The sequence below is a fragment of the Methylophilus aquaticus genome (assembly GCF_030769565.1).
GTDB lineage: Bacteria > Pseudomonadota > Gammaproteobacteria > Burkholderiales > Methylophilaceae > Methylophilus > Methylophilus aquaticus.
This window is the reverse complement of record NZ_JAVCAP010000019.1, coordinates 50,226-66,069: the sequence shown is the minus strand read 5'-3', so window position 1 is coordinate 66,069 and position 15,844 is coordinate 50,226. Positions and strand designations below refer to the sequence as shown.

Annotated in this window: 19 protein-coding genes; 14 read left to right on the top strand and 5 right to left on the bottom strand. The window is 51.2% G+C overall.

What is annotated here, in order from left to right; genetic code table 11:
• Positions 1-35 precede the first annotated feature (35 nt).
• Positions 36-1,232 carry a GNAT family N-acetyltransferase gene (locus tag Q9291_RS09260; protein WP_306389758.1) on the top strand — a complete coding sequence of 399 codons (1,197 nt, stop codon included), beginning with the start codon at positions 36-38 and terminating at the stop codon, positions 1,230-1,232.
• On the opposite strand, the gene Q9291_RS09255 is transcribed toward Q9291_RS09260, so the two are convergent.
• Positions 1,214-1,915, bottom strand: coding sequence for an SDR family oxidoreductase (locus tag Q9291_RS09255; RefSeq protein ID WP_306389757.1), 702 nt, complete (start codon positions 1,913-1,915; stop codon positions 1,214-1,216). The genes Q9291_RS09260 and Q9291_RS09255 overlap by 19 nt on opposite strands.
• 114 nt (positions 1,916-2,029) lie before the next feature.
• Between Q9291_RS09255 and Q9291_RS09250 the strand changes: the two genes are divergently transcribed.
• The 5 genes from Q9291_RS09250 to Q9291_RS09230 all read left to right on the top strand — a co-directional run bounded on the left by Q9291_RS09250 (position 2,030) and on the right by Q9291_RS09230 (position 6,829).
• Complete coding sequence (locus Q9291_RS09250) at positions 2,030-3,118, top strand: TIGR03790 family protein (protein WP_306389756.1); 1,089 nt, start codon at positions 2,030-2,032, stop codon at positions 3,116-3,118.
• A gap of 78 nt (positions 3,119-3,196) precedes the next feature.
• Positions 3,197-4,495, top strand: coding sequence for a phosphate regulon sensor histidine kinase PhoR (gene phoR / locus Q9291_RS09245; RefSeq protein WP_306389755.1), 1,299 nt, complete (start codon positions 3,197-3,199; stop codon positions 4,493-4,495).
• Positions 4,492-5,235: a hypothetical protein gene (locus Q9291_RS09240; protein ID WP_306389754.1), complete on the top strand. Its 744-nt coding sequence runs from the start codon at positions 4,492-4,494 to the stop codon at positions 5,233-5,235. Before phoR ends, Q9291_RS09240 begins: the two co-directional genes overlap by 4 nt.
• A 5-nt stretch (positions 5,236-5,240) precedes the next feature.
• Positions 5,241-6,404: a cupin domain-containing protein gene (locus Q9291_RS09235; protein ID WP_306389753.1), complete on the top strand. Its 1,164-nt coding sequence runs from the start codon at positions 5,241-5,243 to the stop codon at positions 6,402-6,404.
• Positions 6,405-6,616: 212 nt separating this feature from the next.
• Positions 6,617-6,829 carry a hypothetical protein gene (locus Q9291_RS09230; protein ID WP_306389752.1) on the top strand — a complete coding sequence of 71 codons (213 nt, stop codon included), beginning with the start codon at positions 6,617-6,619 and terminating at the stop codon, positions 6,827-6,829.
• A 103-nt stretch (positions 6,830-6,932) separates the two neighbouring features.
• Here the strand turns inward: Q9291_RS09230 and tpiA are convergent, their stop codons facing one another.
• Positions 6,933-7,715 (bottom strand): triose-phosphate isomerase, encoded by a 783-nt coding sequence (gene tpiA / locus Q9291_RS09225; RefSeq protein ID WP_306389751.1) that lies wholly within the window; start codon positions 7,713-7,715, stop codon positions 6,933-6,935.
• 64 nt (positions 7,716-7,779) lie between these two features.
• Here tpiA and ybeY point away from each other — a divergent pair, with 64 nt between their 5' ends.
• From ybeY to Q9291_RS09190, 7 genes are all read left to right on the top strand, one after another.
• The gene (ybeY, locus tag Q9291_RS09220) at positions 7,780-8,214 is read left to right on the top strand and encodes an rRNA maturation RNase YbeY (protein ID WP_306389750.1); all 435 of its coding nucleotides are present in this window, start codon (positions 7,780-7,782) and stop codon (positions 8,212-8,214) included.
• Positions 8,215-8,252: 38 nt separating this feature from the next.
• Positions 8,253-9,035, top strand: a complete 783-nt coding sequence (locus tag Q9291_RS09215) for a segregation and condensation protein A (protein WP_306389749.1) — start codon at positions 8,253-8,255, stop codon at positions 9,033-9,035.
• Between the two features lie 11 nt (positions 9,036-9,046).
• Positions 9,047-9,595 (top strand): SMC-Scp complex subunit ScpB, encoded by a 549-nt coding sequence (gene scpB / locus Q9291_RS09210; protein ID WP_306389770.1) that lies wholly within the window; start codon positions 9,047-9,049, stop codon positions 9,593-9,595.
• 6 nt (positions 9,596-9,601) lie between these two features.
• Positions 9,602-9,943, top strand: coding sequence for a winged helix-turn-helix domain-containing protein (locus Q9291_RS09205; protein ID WP_306389748.1), 342 nt, complete (start codon positions 9,602-9,604; stop codon positions 9,941-9,943).
• A 249-nt stretch (positions 9,944-10,192) separates the two neighbouring features.
• Positions 10,193-10,948, top strand: coding sequence for a molybdate ABC transporter substrate-binding protein (modA, locus tag Q9291_RS09200; RefSeq protein ID WP_306389747.1), 756 nt, complete (start codon positions 10,193-10,195; stop codon positions 10,946-10,948).
• A 17-nt stretch (positions 10,949-10,965) separates the two neighbouring features.
• Entirely contained in the window at positions 10,966-11,655 is a 690-nt protein-coding gene (gene modB / locus Q9291_RS09195; protein ID WP_306389746.1) for a molybdate ABC transporter permease subunit, read from the top strand.
• Between the two features lies 1 nt (position 11,656).
• Positions 11,657-12,337 (top strand): ATP-binding cassette domain-containing protein, encoded by a 681-nt coding sequence (locus tag Q9291_RS09190; protein ID WP_306389745.1) that lies wholly within the window; start codon positions 11,657-11,659, stop codon positions 12,335-12,337.
• A gap of 2 nt (positions 12,338-12,339) precedes the next feature.
• Here Q9291_RS09190 and Q9291_RS09185 read toward each other — a convergent pair whose 3' ends face one another.
• From Q9291_RS09185 to nadB, 3 genes are all read right to left on the bottom strand, one after another.
• On the bottom strand, positions 12,340-12,819 hold the full coding sequence (locus Q9291_RS09185) for an FKBP-type peptidyl-prolyl cis-trans isomerase (protein ID WP_306389744.1): 480 nt from the start codon (positions 12,817-12,819) through the stop codon (positions 12,340-12,342).
• 61 nt (positions 12,820-12,880) lie between these two features.
• The gene (locus Q9291_RS09180; RefSeq protein WP_306389743.1) at positions 12,881-13,354 is read right to left on the bottom strand and encodes a thermonuclease family protein; all 474 of its coding nucleotides are present in this window, start codon (positions 13,352-13,354) and stop codon (positions 12,881-12,883) included.
• A gap of 3 nt (positions 13,355-13,357) precedes the next feature.
• Positions 13,358-14,968 (bottom strand): L-aspartate oxidase, encoded by a 1,611-nt coding sequence (gene nadB, locus Q9291_RS09175; RefSeq protein ID WP_306389742.1) that lies wholly within the window; start codon positions 14,966-14,968, stop codon positions 13,358-13,360.
• A gap of 206 nt (positions 14,969-15,174) precedes the next feature.
• Between nadB and rpoE the strand changes: the two genes are divergently transcribed.
• The gene (gene rpoE, locus Q9291_RS09170) at positions 15,175-15,804 is read left to right on the top strand and encodes an RNA polymerase sigma factor RpoE (protein WP_306389741.1); all 630 of its coding nucleotides are present in this window, start codon (positions 15,175-15,177) and stop codon (positions 15,802-15,804) included.
• Positions 15,805-15,844: the final 40 nt, after the last annotated feature.

Here is a 15,844-nt window from a genome sequence, read left to right as displayed (position 1 = left end):
TATATTAAAGGTTGTTTGTTGATTGAGCTGAGATCGTGAATGATAAACAATACTTCATATGTGTCTGGCATCGAGAGATCCATGATTTTGATGCCACTGCGTGGCAGTCTTTGGCTGGAACACATCCCTTTTTAAGCTTTTTCATGCTCCAGGCCTTTGAGTCGTCTGGGGCTGTGGGGGGCAATAGCGGCTGGTATCCTCATCATCTGGCAGTTTACCGGCAGCAGCAACTGGTTGCGGCAATGCCGATGTATCTGAAAACCCACTCCTATGGGGAGTATGTTTTTGACTGGGCATGGGCCGAGGCTTTTGAAGGTGCTGGCGGTCAATATTATCCCAAGTTGATTTCGGCGATTCCGTTTTCACCTGTGACCGGCCCCAGAGTACTGGTGCGCGAAGATTGCGTACACCAACCCGATCTGCTTGCGTGTATGCTTGATTCGGTGCAAACGCTTTGTGTACAGCACAGCTTGTCAGGGGTACATATATTATTTCCTGATCAGCAAAGTGCAGCATGGTGTGCCGATCACGGCTGGTTACGTCGTGAGGGTGTACAGTTCCGCTGGGAAAATCACGCCTATACAGACTGGGAACAGTTTCTGGCAACACTCAGCCATGACAAGCGCAAAAAAATACGGCAGGAGCGCAAAAAAGTGGCGCAACAAGGCGTGGTGTGCCGGGTGCTGGATGGCCATCAGGCCACAGAGAACGATTGGGACTTGTTCTACCGCTGCTATTGCAATACCTATGCGATGCACAACAGTCAGCCCTATTTGAATGCCGATTTTTTTAAAGTACTTGTGCAGACCATGCCCGAGCATCTGGCATTGTTTATCGCTACGCATGAAGGGCAGGATGTGGCGGCCAGCTTGTGTGTGCATGGGGGCGGAACCTTGTATGGACGCTATTGGGGTGCACTCAAGGATTTCTCATGCTTGCACTTTGAGTTATGTTATTACCTGCCCCAACAGTTTTGCATTACGCATGGTATTCAATATTTTGAGGGCGGTGCGCAGGGCGTACACAAGTTGGCCAGAGGGTTTATGCCCTATACCACCTGCTCATACCACTGGCTTGAAAATGCAGACTTTCAAGCCAGTGTTGCAAGGTTTCTCAGCCGTGAAGCTGGCAATATGCAAGCGTATGTCACTGAACTGGAAGAGCGTAGCCCTTATAAAACTGCCGCGCCTTCTGCCCTCGGACTTCAAGATGGTTACCACGGGACTTCTTGACCGTCATAGGCGATAAATTGGCCGGACTGTGGCAGATCCAGTTGTGCAATGACGCGACGTAAGCCGTGCACGCTGGTATCGGTATCGATCAGGCCATGTGGGCCACCCATGTCCGTACGTACCCAACCGGGATGCAGCGCAGCCACTGTAATGTTGTGCTGGCGCAAGTCGATGGCCAGACTCTTGATCACCATATTGAGTGCGGTTTTCGTTGAGCGGTAAATATATTCCCCACCACTGCCGTTATCATCGATACTGCCCATTTTGCTGGTCATTGCAATCAGTTTGGCATGCCCTGAGCGGGCTAAGTGCGGCAGAAAAGCTTCTGCCAGATAGTATGTGGTGAGCGTGTTGATCTGGAATGCCTGCAGCCAGACTGCAGGGTCCGCCTGACCAAAACTACTTTCAGGATAAATGCCGGCATTGCTCACCAGAATATCCAGTCTCAGCGATTCTAGCCTGGCTGCGAGCGCGCCTATGGCTCGAATATCTGCAACATTCAGGGTATGTATTTCAATATTGGGATATTGCCGGGAAAGTGATTTGAGTAATGTTGCCTGGGCTGGGTTGCGAACGGTGGCGTACAGTTGATGTCCCGCCTGTGCATATTGCCTGACGTATTCTAGCCCGATACCACGATTGGCCCCAGTGATCATCACATTTAGCTGCGTTTGTACGTGCATTTTTGCTCTTTTGCGGTAAAAAGTTTGATATAAGATTGAATTTTAAGTGTAGATGCTTGCCTCAAAATAGACAATGTGAGTCCATTGTCTGGCGAATCTGGAGTGTTCATTTTCATGCTGTTCAAAAAAATAAAAAATTTACTGTTTTTATGCTCTTTGTTAGTTGCCAATGTTTTTTTGTCTGCGCTAGCCAGCGATCTCGATATCAGCCGCCAGATAAGGGAGCATCATTCCTTGCTCAAGCCTGAGGATGTGGCTGTCATTTACAATCTGGGTGACTCTCGCAGTGAAGAGGTTGCCCGGTATTATTTACAAGCGCGACAGATTCCGATTGAAAACCTGATTGGCGTGACATTGCCGAAACCTGGCAAAGAAGTGCTGAGTGTGCCTGAATTCGAGTCTCTCAAGAGCCAAATAGATGCCAAACTGGGTAAGCAGCAGGTGCTGCTGCTGGTTTGGCGAGCGCCATTTGCAGTGCAGTGTAACAGTTTAACCAGTGCACTCAGTCTGGGGCTCGACCTCGACCAGTGCAAAAATAGTTGCGCTCCGGGCAGAGACAATCCATATTTTAACAGCGCCTCGCGACGTCCATGGGCAGATCACCAGATACGGCTGTCGATGCTGCTGCCAGTGACAACTGTTGATTCGGCGAGGGCCTTGATTGATCGCGGTGTGTTGAGTGAGTTTAGCCTCAATGATGCCCAGGCGTTTTTTCTGAAAACGCGAGATGCTGCGCGCTCAAAACCGCGTGAACCTTTTTTTCCCCTCGATGGGGCAACGGTCAAATCCAAAAAACTGGTATGCCATACGCTGATGTCAGAGGCGCTGGAACGTGAGTCTGCAGTGATGTTTTATTTTACCGGACAAAAGCGGGTACCTTCTTTGGCCACTAATGGCTACTTGCCTGGGGCGATTGCCGATCATTTGACCTCGAGTGGCGGGGTATTGCGCGATACCCAGGATCAAATGCCAGTGACACAGTGGCTGGAGGCTGGTGTGACCGGCAGTTATGGGACGGTCTCAGAACCTTGTAACTACTGGCAGAAGTTTCCCAACCCGCAGGTGGTGATGGCGCATTATCTGGCTGGCGAAACCCTCATAGAAGCTTACTGGAAGAGCGTGAAATGGCCCATGCAGGGTGTGTTTGTTGGCGAGCCGCTGGCCAAGCCATATGCCAGAAGTATGCCTATGTTTGCCGATTAGCAAATTTCAAATGGCTGTCATAGAACACCGACAGTTGTCGCGTATAATCGCATCACCCCCCTTTGTTAGAGTGCTGTTGTGCAAGATATTCGTTGGAAAGCGTTTTGGCTGCATTTCTGTTGGTGTTTTTGCTGCCTGATTGTCGGCTGGATATTTAACCAGGAGACCGCTTGGCTGGTTTATGCCGCAGGTATCTTGGCTTATATTGCCGGACATCTCTACTGGATACATCGCCTGTATCTTTGGGCGCTCAAGCCTAGCTTGAACTTTATCCCCAATGGCAAAGGGATCTGGGAATATATTTTTGCCAACTTGTATCAGGAGATGAGGCGACACTCGCGCAGCCAAAGCCAGTTGAGCAGCACGCTGGAACGCTTGCGTCATGCCACCAGTGCCTTGCCTGATGGTGTGGTGGTGCTTAACAATCGCAATGAAATCGAGTGGTTTAACGAGCCTGCAATCCAGCGTCTTGGCCTCAAGCGCCACCACGATGAAGGTCAGCCGATTTACTATTTATTACGTCAAGCCGAGTTTGTTGAATACTTACAGGCAGAAGACTACAGTGAGCCTCTCAAGCTGAAGTCATGGCGCAGCCCCGATATCACGCTTGAATTGCAGATTATTCCCTTTGCCAGCAAGCAGCGCTTGCTGATTTGTCGTGATGTTTCAGCGCTCGAAAAAACCGAAGTCATGCGGCGCGACTTTATTGCCAATGTCTCGCATGAGTTACGCACTCCACTAACGGTCATCGGCGGCTTTCTCGAAACCATTTCAGATATGCAGGGCGAGATTTCTCCTGACATCCAGCCTTATTTTGACATGATGCAGGCGCAGACCACACGTATGCGCCGAATTATTGAAGACTTATTGACGCTTTCAACTATCGAAAATAATGCAACGCTCAAGGACGAGAGTGATTTGCAGATGCTGCCGTTACTGAATCAGTTGGTCAATGATGCGCGTGCCTTAAGTCAAGGTCAGCATACGATTACACTGCATGCCGAAACGACGGTGAACCTGCGTGGCAGTTACAATGAATTATTAAGTGCGATGAGCAACCTGACCAGCAATGCCGTCCGCTACACCCCGGCCCAAGGTCATATTGATATTGACTGGCAAATGCGTGGTGAACATGTCGTATTCAGCGTAAGGGATACCGGAATCGGGATTGATGCACATCACTTGCCGCGCCTGACCGAGCGTTTTTATCGGGTAGATAGCGGGCGCAGTCGAGATACTGGGGGCACAGGGCTTGGCCTGTCTATCGTTAAACATATTTTGCATCACCATCAGGCGCAATTGCAGATTGAGAGTGAAGCAGGGCAGGGCAGTTGTTTTAGCATTGTGTTTCCACCGCAAAGGATACTCTCGGCATGAATAACGTTTCCCGTGGAGTGTTGCTGACTCTGTGGCTGCTTTCAGGCTGTAGCACAACACCTTCGGGTGGATATATCGACTCACCAAATAGCAAGCCTGTGCCAACCCGTAATGACCGGAATGCCCTGCAGCAGTTTGTAAAAACAGATATGGACAGGTTGGCTGATATTGAATATGCAGAAAATGCCGAGACCTTACGCACGCTGATGATTAAGCTGTATCGGCGCAACCCGGCGGAGGCGGCTAAGTCTGGGCCTGGCGATCCCGAGCAGATTGCCGCTAAAGTGTTTGAACAAATGACTGCACATCAGTGGCATTTTTCTGCCTTAGCCGGTGCACAAGATACGACTGCCATCAAGCTAGCTTTGAATCCCCAGTATAGCGGTGACCGCGTGCTGGCATTGGTTGTGGGAATACAATCAATGTTGTTCCGGGCGCATGGTAATCGCATGCAGTTTTTTATTACAGATAGCCTGGAACCACAAAATTTGTATAACGCTGCGCGTAATATCGAAATTGCTGTCTGGAAACTCAGCCACGCCAAAGGATCCTCAGGTGAGTTTTTGCTGATGACTAACAGTATGCAGGGCGAAAGCCAGAATCTCAGTTTTGAGCGGGAATTCAGCAAAATGATTGCGCGCACGGATTTGCTGGCATATGCATTAGCCGAGAAGTCCCAGCGCTTTGTTTCCCGATTAACGCAAAGCCTCAGCACCGCCACCTTTCTTCCATTTAGATAACACCTATGATGCAAGCACTGACTTTATTGAATGGGCTCAGCCCGCAACAGTTTATGGCCGAATACTGGCAAAAAAAACCGTTGTTGATACGCAATGCCATGCCGGGCTTTAAAGGCTTGCTGGATGCCAATGCGCTGGCAGGTCTCGCTTGTGATACGGATGTGCCTTCGCGGCTGATCAGTTTCGACCCGGACAACCCATGGTCTGGAAATGGGTGGCAGGTGCGTCAGGGGCCTTTCGATGATGCGGTATTTGCCAGCCTGCCTGAGAGCCACTGGACCTTGCTGGTGCAGGGCGTGAATCATGTGTTGCCCGAGGCCCAGGCATTGCTGCGCCAGTTCAATTTTATTCCACAGGCCAGGCTGGATGACCTGATGGTGAGTTACGCCCCCAGCGGTGGCGGTGTCGGGCCACATGTAGATAGTTATGACGTGTTTCTGTTGCAAGGGGCTGGTAAGCGCCGCTGGCGGATTAGTCAGCAAAATGGTCGGCAATTGATTCCGGATGCACCCCTGCGCATACTTTCCAATTTCGTCTGCGAAGAGGAGTGGGTGCTGGAAGCAGGCGATATGTTGTACCTGCCACCGAATGTTGCACATTGGGGCATTGCGGAAGATGACGATTGCATGACTTATTCTATCGGGTTTCGGGCGCCGGCCGCCCGTGAGCTGGCCATAGAGTTTCTGGACGAGTGTCGGCAAGCGGGGATGCATGATCAGCTGTATGCCGATCCAGATTTGCAGCCGGTGGAAGATGCTGCCGCGATTGATGATCCTATGGTTGCCAAGGTCAAGACCATGTTGCAACAGCTCTCTTGGTCCGAAACGGAGCTTGGCCCCTTTCTGGCGCGCTATTTTACAGAGCCAAAAGCTTATGTCGTGTTTACCCCGCATCGAAAACTGAGTCTGGAGAAATTTAGTCAACGCGCAGTACAGTCGGGTGTTGAGCTTGATTTGCAAACGCAATTATTGCACTGGCAGCAGCGTTACTTTATGAATGGTGAGGCCGTGAATGTCGGTGCGAGTGCGCTTCGACAACTCAACAGACTGGCGAATACGCGAATGTTGACTGCACAAGAGTGTCAGCGATCAGAGACGAGTGCCATGATGCCCTGGCTGCATGAAATTTTTTTGGCTGGGTACCTACATTTTTCTGAAAATAGCGCTTAAATTGCATGTGTATCAATGCATTCGTCTGCGATATTCATCAAAAAAGGCAGATATCCCACTGTGTCTGAAAAAATCATGCATTTTTCATGCATTTTTATGGTGCAGTAAGTTCTTTTTTTAATTAATTGCTGATACAATTTGTTCACTCGGTGGGTTTCAGCGTGGAATTTGCCGTACAAAATTTTTTGCTCATAAATACTAAGGAAATAAAGATGACACGTTCTGCATTGTTGGCTGCATTGTTGGCTCTGGCTTTGACTGCTTGTGGTGAAAAACCTGCTGAAGAGGCTCCTGCCGCTGAAGCTCCTGCTGCTGAAGCGCCAGCTGAAGCTGCTCCTGCCGAAGCTGCACCAGCTGAAGCGCCTGCTGAAGCTGCACCAGCTGAAGCTGCTCCTGCTGAAGCTCCTGCTGAAGAAGCTAAGTAATCTGGTTTACCTAGGTATAAAAAAGCCGACGCAAGTCGGCTTTTTTATTGCCTGAACTTGACTGCTGGGTGAGTCAGTGGCTACTGGATGGGGCAGTTCCCGTTCAGGCTGCCAGTTTTGTCTCGGTCAGTTGATTGGCGATTTTACATATCTGGATAAAGTCTTCAGCAATCAGTGATGCCCCACCGATCAAGCCGCCATCAATGTCGGGCATGCTGAGTAGCTGTGCGGCATTGGATGGGTTGACACTGCCGCCATAAAGCAAGGTAGTTACCTCTGCCACCGCTTCGTTGAGCAGGCCGATGTGCCCACGAATAAACGACAGGATCGCTTGTGCATGTTGCGGTGTCGCGGCCTTGCCGGTGCCGATGGCCCAGACAGGCTCATAAGCAATCACGCCTTTGGCAATGGCTTCAATCCCTACATGCGAGATGACGGGGTTCAGTTGCCTGACAACGACAAGGTCAGTTTCCCCTTGTTCATATTCATCCAGTGTTTCGCCAATACATAAAATAGGAGTCAGCCCTGCGTTTAAGGCGGCTTCAAAACGTTCTCCGCAACTTTCATCATTGTCATGGCCGCGCTGTCTTCTTTCCGAGTGCCCGATAATCACGTATTGGCAGCCAAACTCTCTCAACATCAGCGGTGAAACAGAACCGGTGTAAGCGCCACGTTCAAAGCGGCTCATGTTTTGTCCGCCCCAGGCAATATGGCTGCCCTGCAGTAATTGTTGCGCTTGATACAGGTAAGGGTGTGGCGGGCATATGGCGTAATGCGCGGCATGTTGCTGGGTATGCCGTAACAGGCTTTCCATGAATTGGCGGTTGTCTGACAAATTGCCATGCATTTTTCGGTTGGCAACAACCAGTTTTGGCCTGCTTATCATGATGGAGTTTCCTAAAAACGATTTCTTCTTATAATGACGGATATTTTTCGAAAAACTTGACCCTATGCCTCAACTTGATTTTAGTCTGCAGATCGCATCGAATGATACACAATTGCCAAACCGGCACCTATTCAGGCGCTGGATACGGGCAGCGCTGCGGGTAGATACGGCATTGACCATCCGCATTGTGGATGCTGAGGAAGGGCGTTTGTTGAATGCCACCTATCGTGGCAAAGACTATGCTACCAATGTGCTGACTTTTCCATTGACCGAAGAACCCCATTTAATGGGCGATATTGTCATCTGTGCCCCAGTCGTGGTAAAAGAAGCTGCCGAACAGGGTAAGTCAATATTGGCACATTACGCACATATGACCGTGCATGGCGTATTGCACCTGCATGGTTACGACCACGAGATTGAGGCGCAGGCTGAATTAATGGAAGCAATCGAAAAAACGGTGTTATCCAAACTTGGCTTTGCCAATCCTTATGCGGAATAAGCTTTAATCTTTAAGCCAGTCTCGTTACAATCCCTGTCATGAAAACCATAGACCTGCATATCAAGATCAACGGAGAGATGCTCTCTGCGTTGCCGCAGGACTTGTATATTCCGCCGGATGCTCTGGAGGTATATCTGGAGACCTTTGAAGGTCCGCTGGACTTGCTGCTTTATCTGATCCGCAAGCACAATCTGGATATCCTGGATATTCCGATGGCTGACTTGACCGTGCAGTACATGGCCTATGTCGAAAAAATGAAAGCCATCAAGCTGGAGCTGGCGGCAGATTATTTGCTCATGTCGGCGATGCTGATTGAAATCAAGTCCCGCATGTTGCTGCCCAAGCCAACTGAAATGGACGATGAAGATGATCCGCGTGCAGAGCTGGTGCGCCGCTTGATGGAATATGAGGCGATTAAACTGGCAGCACAGCGTCTGGATGCCATGCCTAAAGTCGACGAAGAGATTTCGGTGGCGGCGGCCTGTTATCAGCATGTCAGCCAGGTCAAGCCACCGGAGGTCAGTTTGGAAGACCTGGTCGAAGCCTGGCGCAATGTACTCAAACGTGCCAGACTTAATCAGCACCACAAACTGGGGCGTGCCGAGCTTTCGGTACGCGAGCATATGAGCTTATTGTTGCGACGCCTGAGCGGTGTGCAGGTGTTACGATTTGATGAGCTGTTTGACCTTGAACATGATGGCGTTGCCAAGCTGGTGGTCAATTTTCTGGCCATGCTGGAGTTGACGAAAGAGGGCTTGGTTCGACTCACCCAGCAAGAAGCCTTTGGTACCATTTATTTGCAGGCGGCTTCTGCTGCTTGATTGACGATTCTATGCGTGAACCAGACAATATTCAGGAAATGAAACGTATTCTGGAGGCAGCCTTGCTGACTTTGCCACAACCTTTGTCGCTAGACGACTTGCTCAGGTTGTTTGCCGGTCGTATGGAGCGAGCCACCTTGCGGATGCTGCTGGACGAATTGAAAACAGACTGGGCGGACAGAACGCTGGAACTGGTGCAGGTGGCCAGTGGCTATCGCTTCCAGGCCAAGCCAGAGTTCAGCGAGTTTATTTCCCGCCTAAATCCTGAGCGGCAACCAAAATATTCGCGTGCGGTGATGGAAACACTGGCGATTATTGCATACCGGCAGCCTGTCACGCGTGGTGATATCGAGCAAATTCGCGGGGTGGCGGTGAACCCGAATGTGATTCGCCAATTGCAGGAGCGTGACTGGATTGATGTGGTTGGGCAGCGCGAAGTGCCAGGCAGGCCTTCATTGTATGCAACCACCAAACATTTTTTGGATGACCTGAATCTGCGTTCTTTGGCAGAATTGCCTCCTTTTGAGGATTTTGCGCAAACTGAAATTCCGCTGGAATAAGTGCTTATGTCAGAACCCTTATTAAGACTGCGTATCAGCCACCAGGGCCAAACGGCGCTGGGGCCAGGCAAGATCGAGCTATTGGAGGCGATTGCACAGCAGGGCTCTATTTCTGCGGCCGCCAAACAGATGAAAATGTCCTATCGCCGTGCTTGGGAACTGGTCGATGTGATGAATCGCTGTTTTGACCAGCCTGTGGTCGTGAGTATGGCGGGCGGTCAGCATGGCGGCGGTGCGCAAGTCACGGATTTCGGACAGGCGCTGATTGCGGCCTATCAGCAGATCGTGCATAAAACAACACAGGCCGCCGCACTGGAGCTTGATTTGATCAGGCAGCACCTGAAGTAATCAATATTTTTTTGCGCGACGTAATGCATAAATGGGTATAACGATGGTAGCATGCAGTGGCTTAAGGGCGCTTCTAACCATCCAAATTGCTAAGCTAGCCTTGGCGTGATTAAAAAATTTAGACGCCGCATATAGTGGATATGTAAGGAGGAAATTTTTATGCGTAACGAAGTATCGCAACGGAATTTGAATGATTAGAGGTGCCCTTAAGCGGGATAGAGCGTGATCAGCATATTGAGGATATGTTCAATGAAAAAATGGCTATGGCTGGTACTGTGTACCTGCAGTTTTTTTGCGCATGCCGAGGAAGGCAAGGTGAAGGTGTTTGCTGCTGCCAGTTTGACTGATGTCATGAACCGGTTAGGCAAGCAATATACCCAGCAAACCGGGGTCGCTGTGGTGACTGTCTATGGCGGGTCTGGCATGCTGGCCAAGCAGCTTGAGCAGGGTGCGCCCGCTGATGTGTTTATTTCGGCGGACGAGAAGTGGATGCAGTACCTGGGAGACCGTCAACAATTACAAAATAATACGATCAAGTCCTGGCTGGGTAACCGTCTGGTGATGGTGACGCCGTTGACCAGGCCGTTGACGATTCAAGCCAGCGCGATGACCGATATTCAAAAGCAGGCGCCTGGCTACTGGTGTACCGGGGACACCTTGTCCGTGCCGGTCGGTATCTATGCAAAGCAGGCCCTGACCAGTCTTGGCTGGTGGGATAAACTCAAGGCCAGACTGGTAAGTGCGCAAGATGTGCGTGCTGCACTCAATCTGGTCGAGCGTGAAGAATGTGATGTGGGCATTGTCTATGCCAGCGATGTGCAGGCCTCCGGCAAGGTGAAACTGGCAGGCGAGTTTCCGGCCAGCAGTCATGTGCCGATTATCTATCCGGTCGCCATGTTGCCGCAGGCATCCTCCGCCACCGCTGCTTTTTACCGCTACCTGTTCTCTGCAGATGCCATCAAGGTACTTGTTGAATATGGTTTTCAACCCTTGCTTACTGAGTAGCAGGATTGGTTAACGCGATGTGGACTTTGACCCCGGCAGAACTGGCGATTGTGCAGCTTTCCTTGAAAGTGGCCGTATGCTGTGTGATGCTGCTTATCGTTCCGGCCATGCTGTCTGCATGGCTACTGGCCAGAGGACACTTCTGGGGAAAGTCGCTACTGGATGCGCTGGTGCACCTGCCGATGGTGTTGCCGCCTGTGGTGTTGGGCTATGCCTTACTGGTATTGCTGGGCCGTAAAGGCGTGCTTGGCGGCTGGTTATATACGCATTTTCATGTGCAGTTTACTTTTCACTGGTGGGGGGCGGTCATTGCCTCTGCCGTCATGGCGTTTCCGTTGATGGTGCGTGCGCTGCGACAGGCGCTGTTGCAGGTGGATCCTCTGCTGGAACAGGCAGCCCAGACCCTGGGTGCGTCGCCGTTAAAAGTATTCTTCACCATCACACTGCCCCTGTCTTATCATGGATTGCTCACTGGCGGTATTCTGGCCTTTAGTCGCAGCCTGGGCGAGTTTGGTGCCACCATTACCTTTGCCGGTAATCTGGAGGGTGAAACGCGCACCCTGCCGCTGGCGATTTACAGTTTGACGCAAACGCCTGAGGGGGATGCGGCGGCCTTGCGTCTGGTGGTCTTAAGCGTGCTGGTGTCATTGGCGGCGTTATTGATCAGCCAATGGCTGGAGCGCGGTTTGCAACGGAGTCAGCGCTAATATGTTATCTGTCGATATAGGCTTGCAGCAGCCTTACGCTGAACCTGGACGCGCATCGCCTCCCTTTGCCGTGCATGCAAAGTTTCAGGTGTCTGCCGGACAATGCCTGGGAGTGATGGGCGCATCTGGCTCAGGCAAAACCACCTTGTTGCATGCGATCGCCGGATTGCTGACCCCGGCGCAAGGTGCAGTGCGCTTTGGTGATCAGCCGTGGTTTGATGCTGGTCAGGGGATCAATATGGCAGCCAATAAACGGCGTGTCGGGCTGGTATTTCAGGAAGGGCGGCTATTCCCGCACCTGAATGTGATGCAAAACCTGCGCTATGGCTTGCCAACGGCTTTACCCGTGCATATTCAGTTTGATGAGGTCGTGAATACGCTGGCGATTGGCCATTTGTTGTCACGCAAGCCTGCACAACTGTCTGGCGGGGAACGGCAACGCGTCGCCATGGGGCGTGCATTGCTGTGCCAACCATCTGTATTGCTGATGGATGAGCCGCTGAGTGGTCTGGATGAGGCCTTAAAGCAACAGGTATTGCCCTATATACAGCGTGTAATTCAGGGGTTTGGCTTGCCCACTGTCTATGTCAGCCATGCGCCGGATGAGGTCAACAGCGTGGCAAATGCAGTCATGCTACTGACGCAGGGCGTGCTGCGTCAGCCTGATGCGTGTGCTGCTTAGTGTTAGTGATGGTGGCCGCCAGCCCCATGGACGTGCTGGTGTTCAACTTCTTCCTTGTTTGCAGCCCGCACGTCTTTAATGGTGGCTGTGAACAGCAGACGCTGACCTGCCCAGGGATGATTGCCATCGACCACCACTTTGCCATCGGCAATATCGGTAATCGTGTATAAAATCACATCGCCGGTGTCGTCTTCGCCTTCAAATTGCATGCCGACCTTGAGATCTTTGCTCGGGAAGGCACTTGCTGGTTCAATCTGTACTAGCGTGTCATCATACTCACCAAAAGCATCTTCCGGGTCCAGGCTGATTTCAACCAGGTCACCTACGTTCTTGCCATGCATGGCCTCTTCCACTTTCGGGAAGATATTGTCGTAACCACCATGCAGGTAAGCAACGGGTTGCTGGCTTTCTTCAAGTGTTTCGCCATCGCTGTTTTGCAGTTTGTAGGTCATGCTGACCACGGTGTTCATTGCTACTTGCATGTGTCGGAATCCTAATATTCGATTTTAAAATGCTATTTTAAAGGATATTTGCATGCCAGTGTCATTCTTGCCTGCGATAATGTGCGCCATACAATTTTCGCCAAACCCATGGTTGCACAGGGTTTTCTTGCTGCCACAGGCCGATACGGCTTTGTTGCACCTGTACTTGCAAGTCTGCAAGGGCGTTGTTTTGCGAGAATTTGCTGTTAAACCATGCCATGCCTTGCGTGATCTGATGGGTGCTGCTGTTCTGCCCATCACAATATAAATTTCCCAGCGTGCGGCCATAGCGGTCTGTGCCGTCGGCTTCAACGACAATGCGCGCCTTTTGACAGAATGTACGCAGGCTGCGTTGCGACTGCTTGCCATAAGACTGGTGCAGTTCTGGCGCGTCTATGTCGAGTAAACGCAGGTGGTAGTGTTGTGTGCCTTCACGAATAATGACAGTATCGCCATCCAGCACTTTTTCCAGTGTGGCGGCTGAGACGGTTGTTGCAAACACAGGCGCCAATGCTAATAGCCAAGCCAGTTGCACGATTTAATCCAGCAGGCTGGTGTAGTTTTCCGGCGTCAGCACGGTGGGGATCGCTTCTGGCAACAGGTCCGGATAGTCTTTGCTAAAGTGCAGTCCTCGGCTTTCCTGCCGTTCAATTGCACAACGTACGATCAATTCGGCGACTTGCAGCAAATTCCGTAATTCAATCAGGTCGTGGCTGACTTTAAAGTTACTGTAAAATTCATCCACTTCGTCCCGCAGCATATGGATGCGGTGTAGCGCACGGCTCAGGCGTTTGGTCGTACGCACAATGCCCACATAGTTCCACATAAAGCGGCGTAGCTCATCCCATGTGTGCGTAATCAATACCTCTTCGTCGGCATCGGTGACGCGACTTTCATCCCAGTCTGGCAGGGAGATGGTCGGCTGTTGACCATTGGCACGAATGTCTGCGGCACAACACTGGCTGAAGGCCAGGCATTCCAGCAAGGAGTTGCTGGCCAGCCGGTTGGCGCCATGCAAGCCCGTGCATGCAGTTTCACCAATGGCGTAGAGGCAGTCAATGTCGGTGCGGCCATGCATGTCTGTCATCACGCCGCCACAGGTGTAATGTGCAGCCGGGACCACCGGGATCGCCTGCCGGGTAATGTCTATGCCTAATTCCAGGCAGCGTTGATAAATATTGGGGAAATGTGTGCGGATAAAGTCGGCGGGTTTATGGCTGATATCCAGATACACGCAGTCCAGGCCCCGTTTTTTCATCTCAAAGTCAATAGCTCGCGCAACCACATCACGTGGTGCAAGTTCTTCGCGCGCATCATGCCAAGGCATAAAGCGTGTGCCATCCGGTAATTTCAGTAAGCCACCTTCACCCCGTAATACTTCCGAAATCAGAAATGACTTTGCGTGCGGGTGGTACAGGCAGGTGGGGTGAAACTGTACAAACTCCATATTGGCAACACGACATCCCGCGCGCCAGGCCATGGCCATCCCGTCACCGGTGCTCACATCCGGGTTTGTGGTGTACAGATAGACTTTGCCGGCGCCGCCGGTTGCCAACACGGTATATTGAGCAGACAGCGTGACCACTTTGCCTGACTGGTTGTTCAGTACGTAGGCGCCCAGGCAGCGATTCGGTCCGTCATTTGCGGTCAGTTTGAACAGTTTGTGGGTGGTAATCAGATCCACCGCAATGTGGTGCTCAAGCACGGTAATATTGGGATGTTCGCTCACGCGGTCAGACAGCGTAGTTTGCACGGCCTGTCCCGTGGCATCTGCCACATGCGCCACCCGGCGATGGCTATGCCCGCCTTCGCGCGTGAGATGCAAGCGGTCATTTTCGGCATCTTTAGTAAAGTTGACGCCCTGCTGCATAAGCCAGTCAATGCTGCTGCTGCCGCTGTTAACCACCATGCGGGTGACTTCGGTATCGCACAGGCCAGCACCCGCTATCAGGGTGTCTTGAATATGCGCTTCAATCGAATCTTCATTGTTGAGCACTGCAGCAATGCCCCCCTGCGCCCAGTTGCTGGCGCTTATAGGCAACTCACGTTTGCTGAGCACGCAGACCTGATAGTCCTCGGCCAGTCGCAGCGCCAGTGACTGGCCAGCCAACCCGCTGCCAATGATTAATACATCATAGACTTTATGCATATTTTTGCCGTGAATGGAACTTCGAGGATGCGCAGAAGTCATAAATATGCCAGCAGTGCATGTTGCACGGACTGGCAAAAAAAAGGGAAGAGACGATGTTACACACAGCTAATTTAGAGGCGCTGACGCGCACCGGGTTCGTCGAAAATAATACAAAAGCGTATACTACTCCCAATAGCAAAATAACCCAAGGGAGTCACGGTCATATGACTGTTCAGGCGGCAAGCGCCAAGCAGCAGGAAAACAGAGAACTTGATCAGATGCTTGTTGAGCGCGCACAGCAAGGCGATAAACATGCATTTGGATTGTTGGTAGAGAAGTATAATCGCAAGCTGGGGCGATTGTTGTCGCGTATGATTCGTGATCAGGCCGAAGTGGAAGATGTCGTGCAGGAGTCCTTTATCAAGGCCTATCGTGCGTTACACAGCTTTCGCGGTGATAGCGCTTTTTACACTTGGCTATATCGTATTGGCATTAATACAGCCAAGAATTATCTGGTGTCTATGGGGCGTAAGCCGCAGGTGATGCAGGATGTCGAAATTGAAGATGTTGAAAATTTCGATGAAGCCAATGATATGCGTACTATGGAGACCCCTGAAACCTCGTTAATGACTAAGGAAATTGCTCAAACCGTGAATGATGCCATTGCCGCATTGCCAGATGAGTTGAGAACCGCGATTACGTTGCGTGAGCTTGAGGGGTTGAGTTATGAGGATATTGCGACTGTGATGCAATGCCCGATTGGCACTGTGCGATCAAGAATTTTCCGCGCCCGCGAAACCATTGCGGCTAAGTTAAGGCCGCTTCTGGACACGCCGCAAGACAAGCGCTGGTAGTTTTTCAGCTTATTAAGACTTTGTATTGATGGGTGTTATG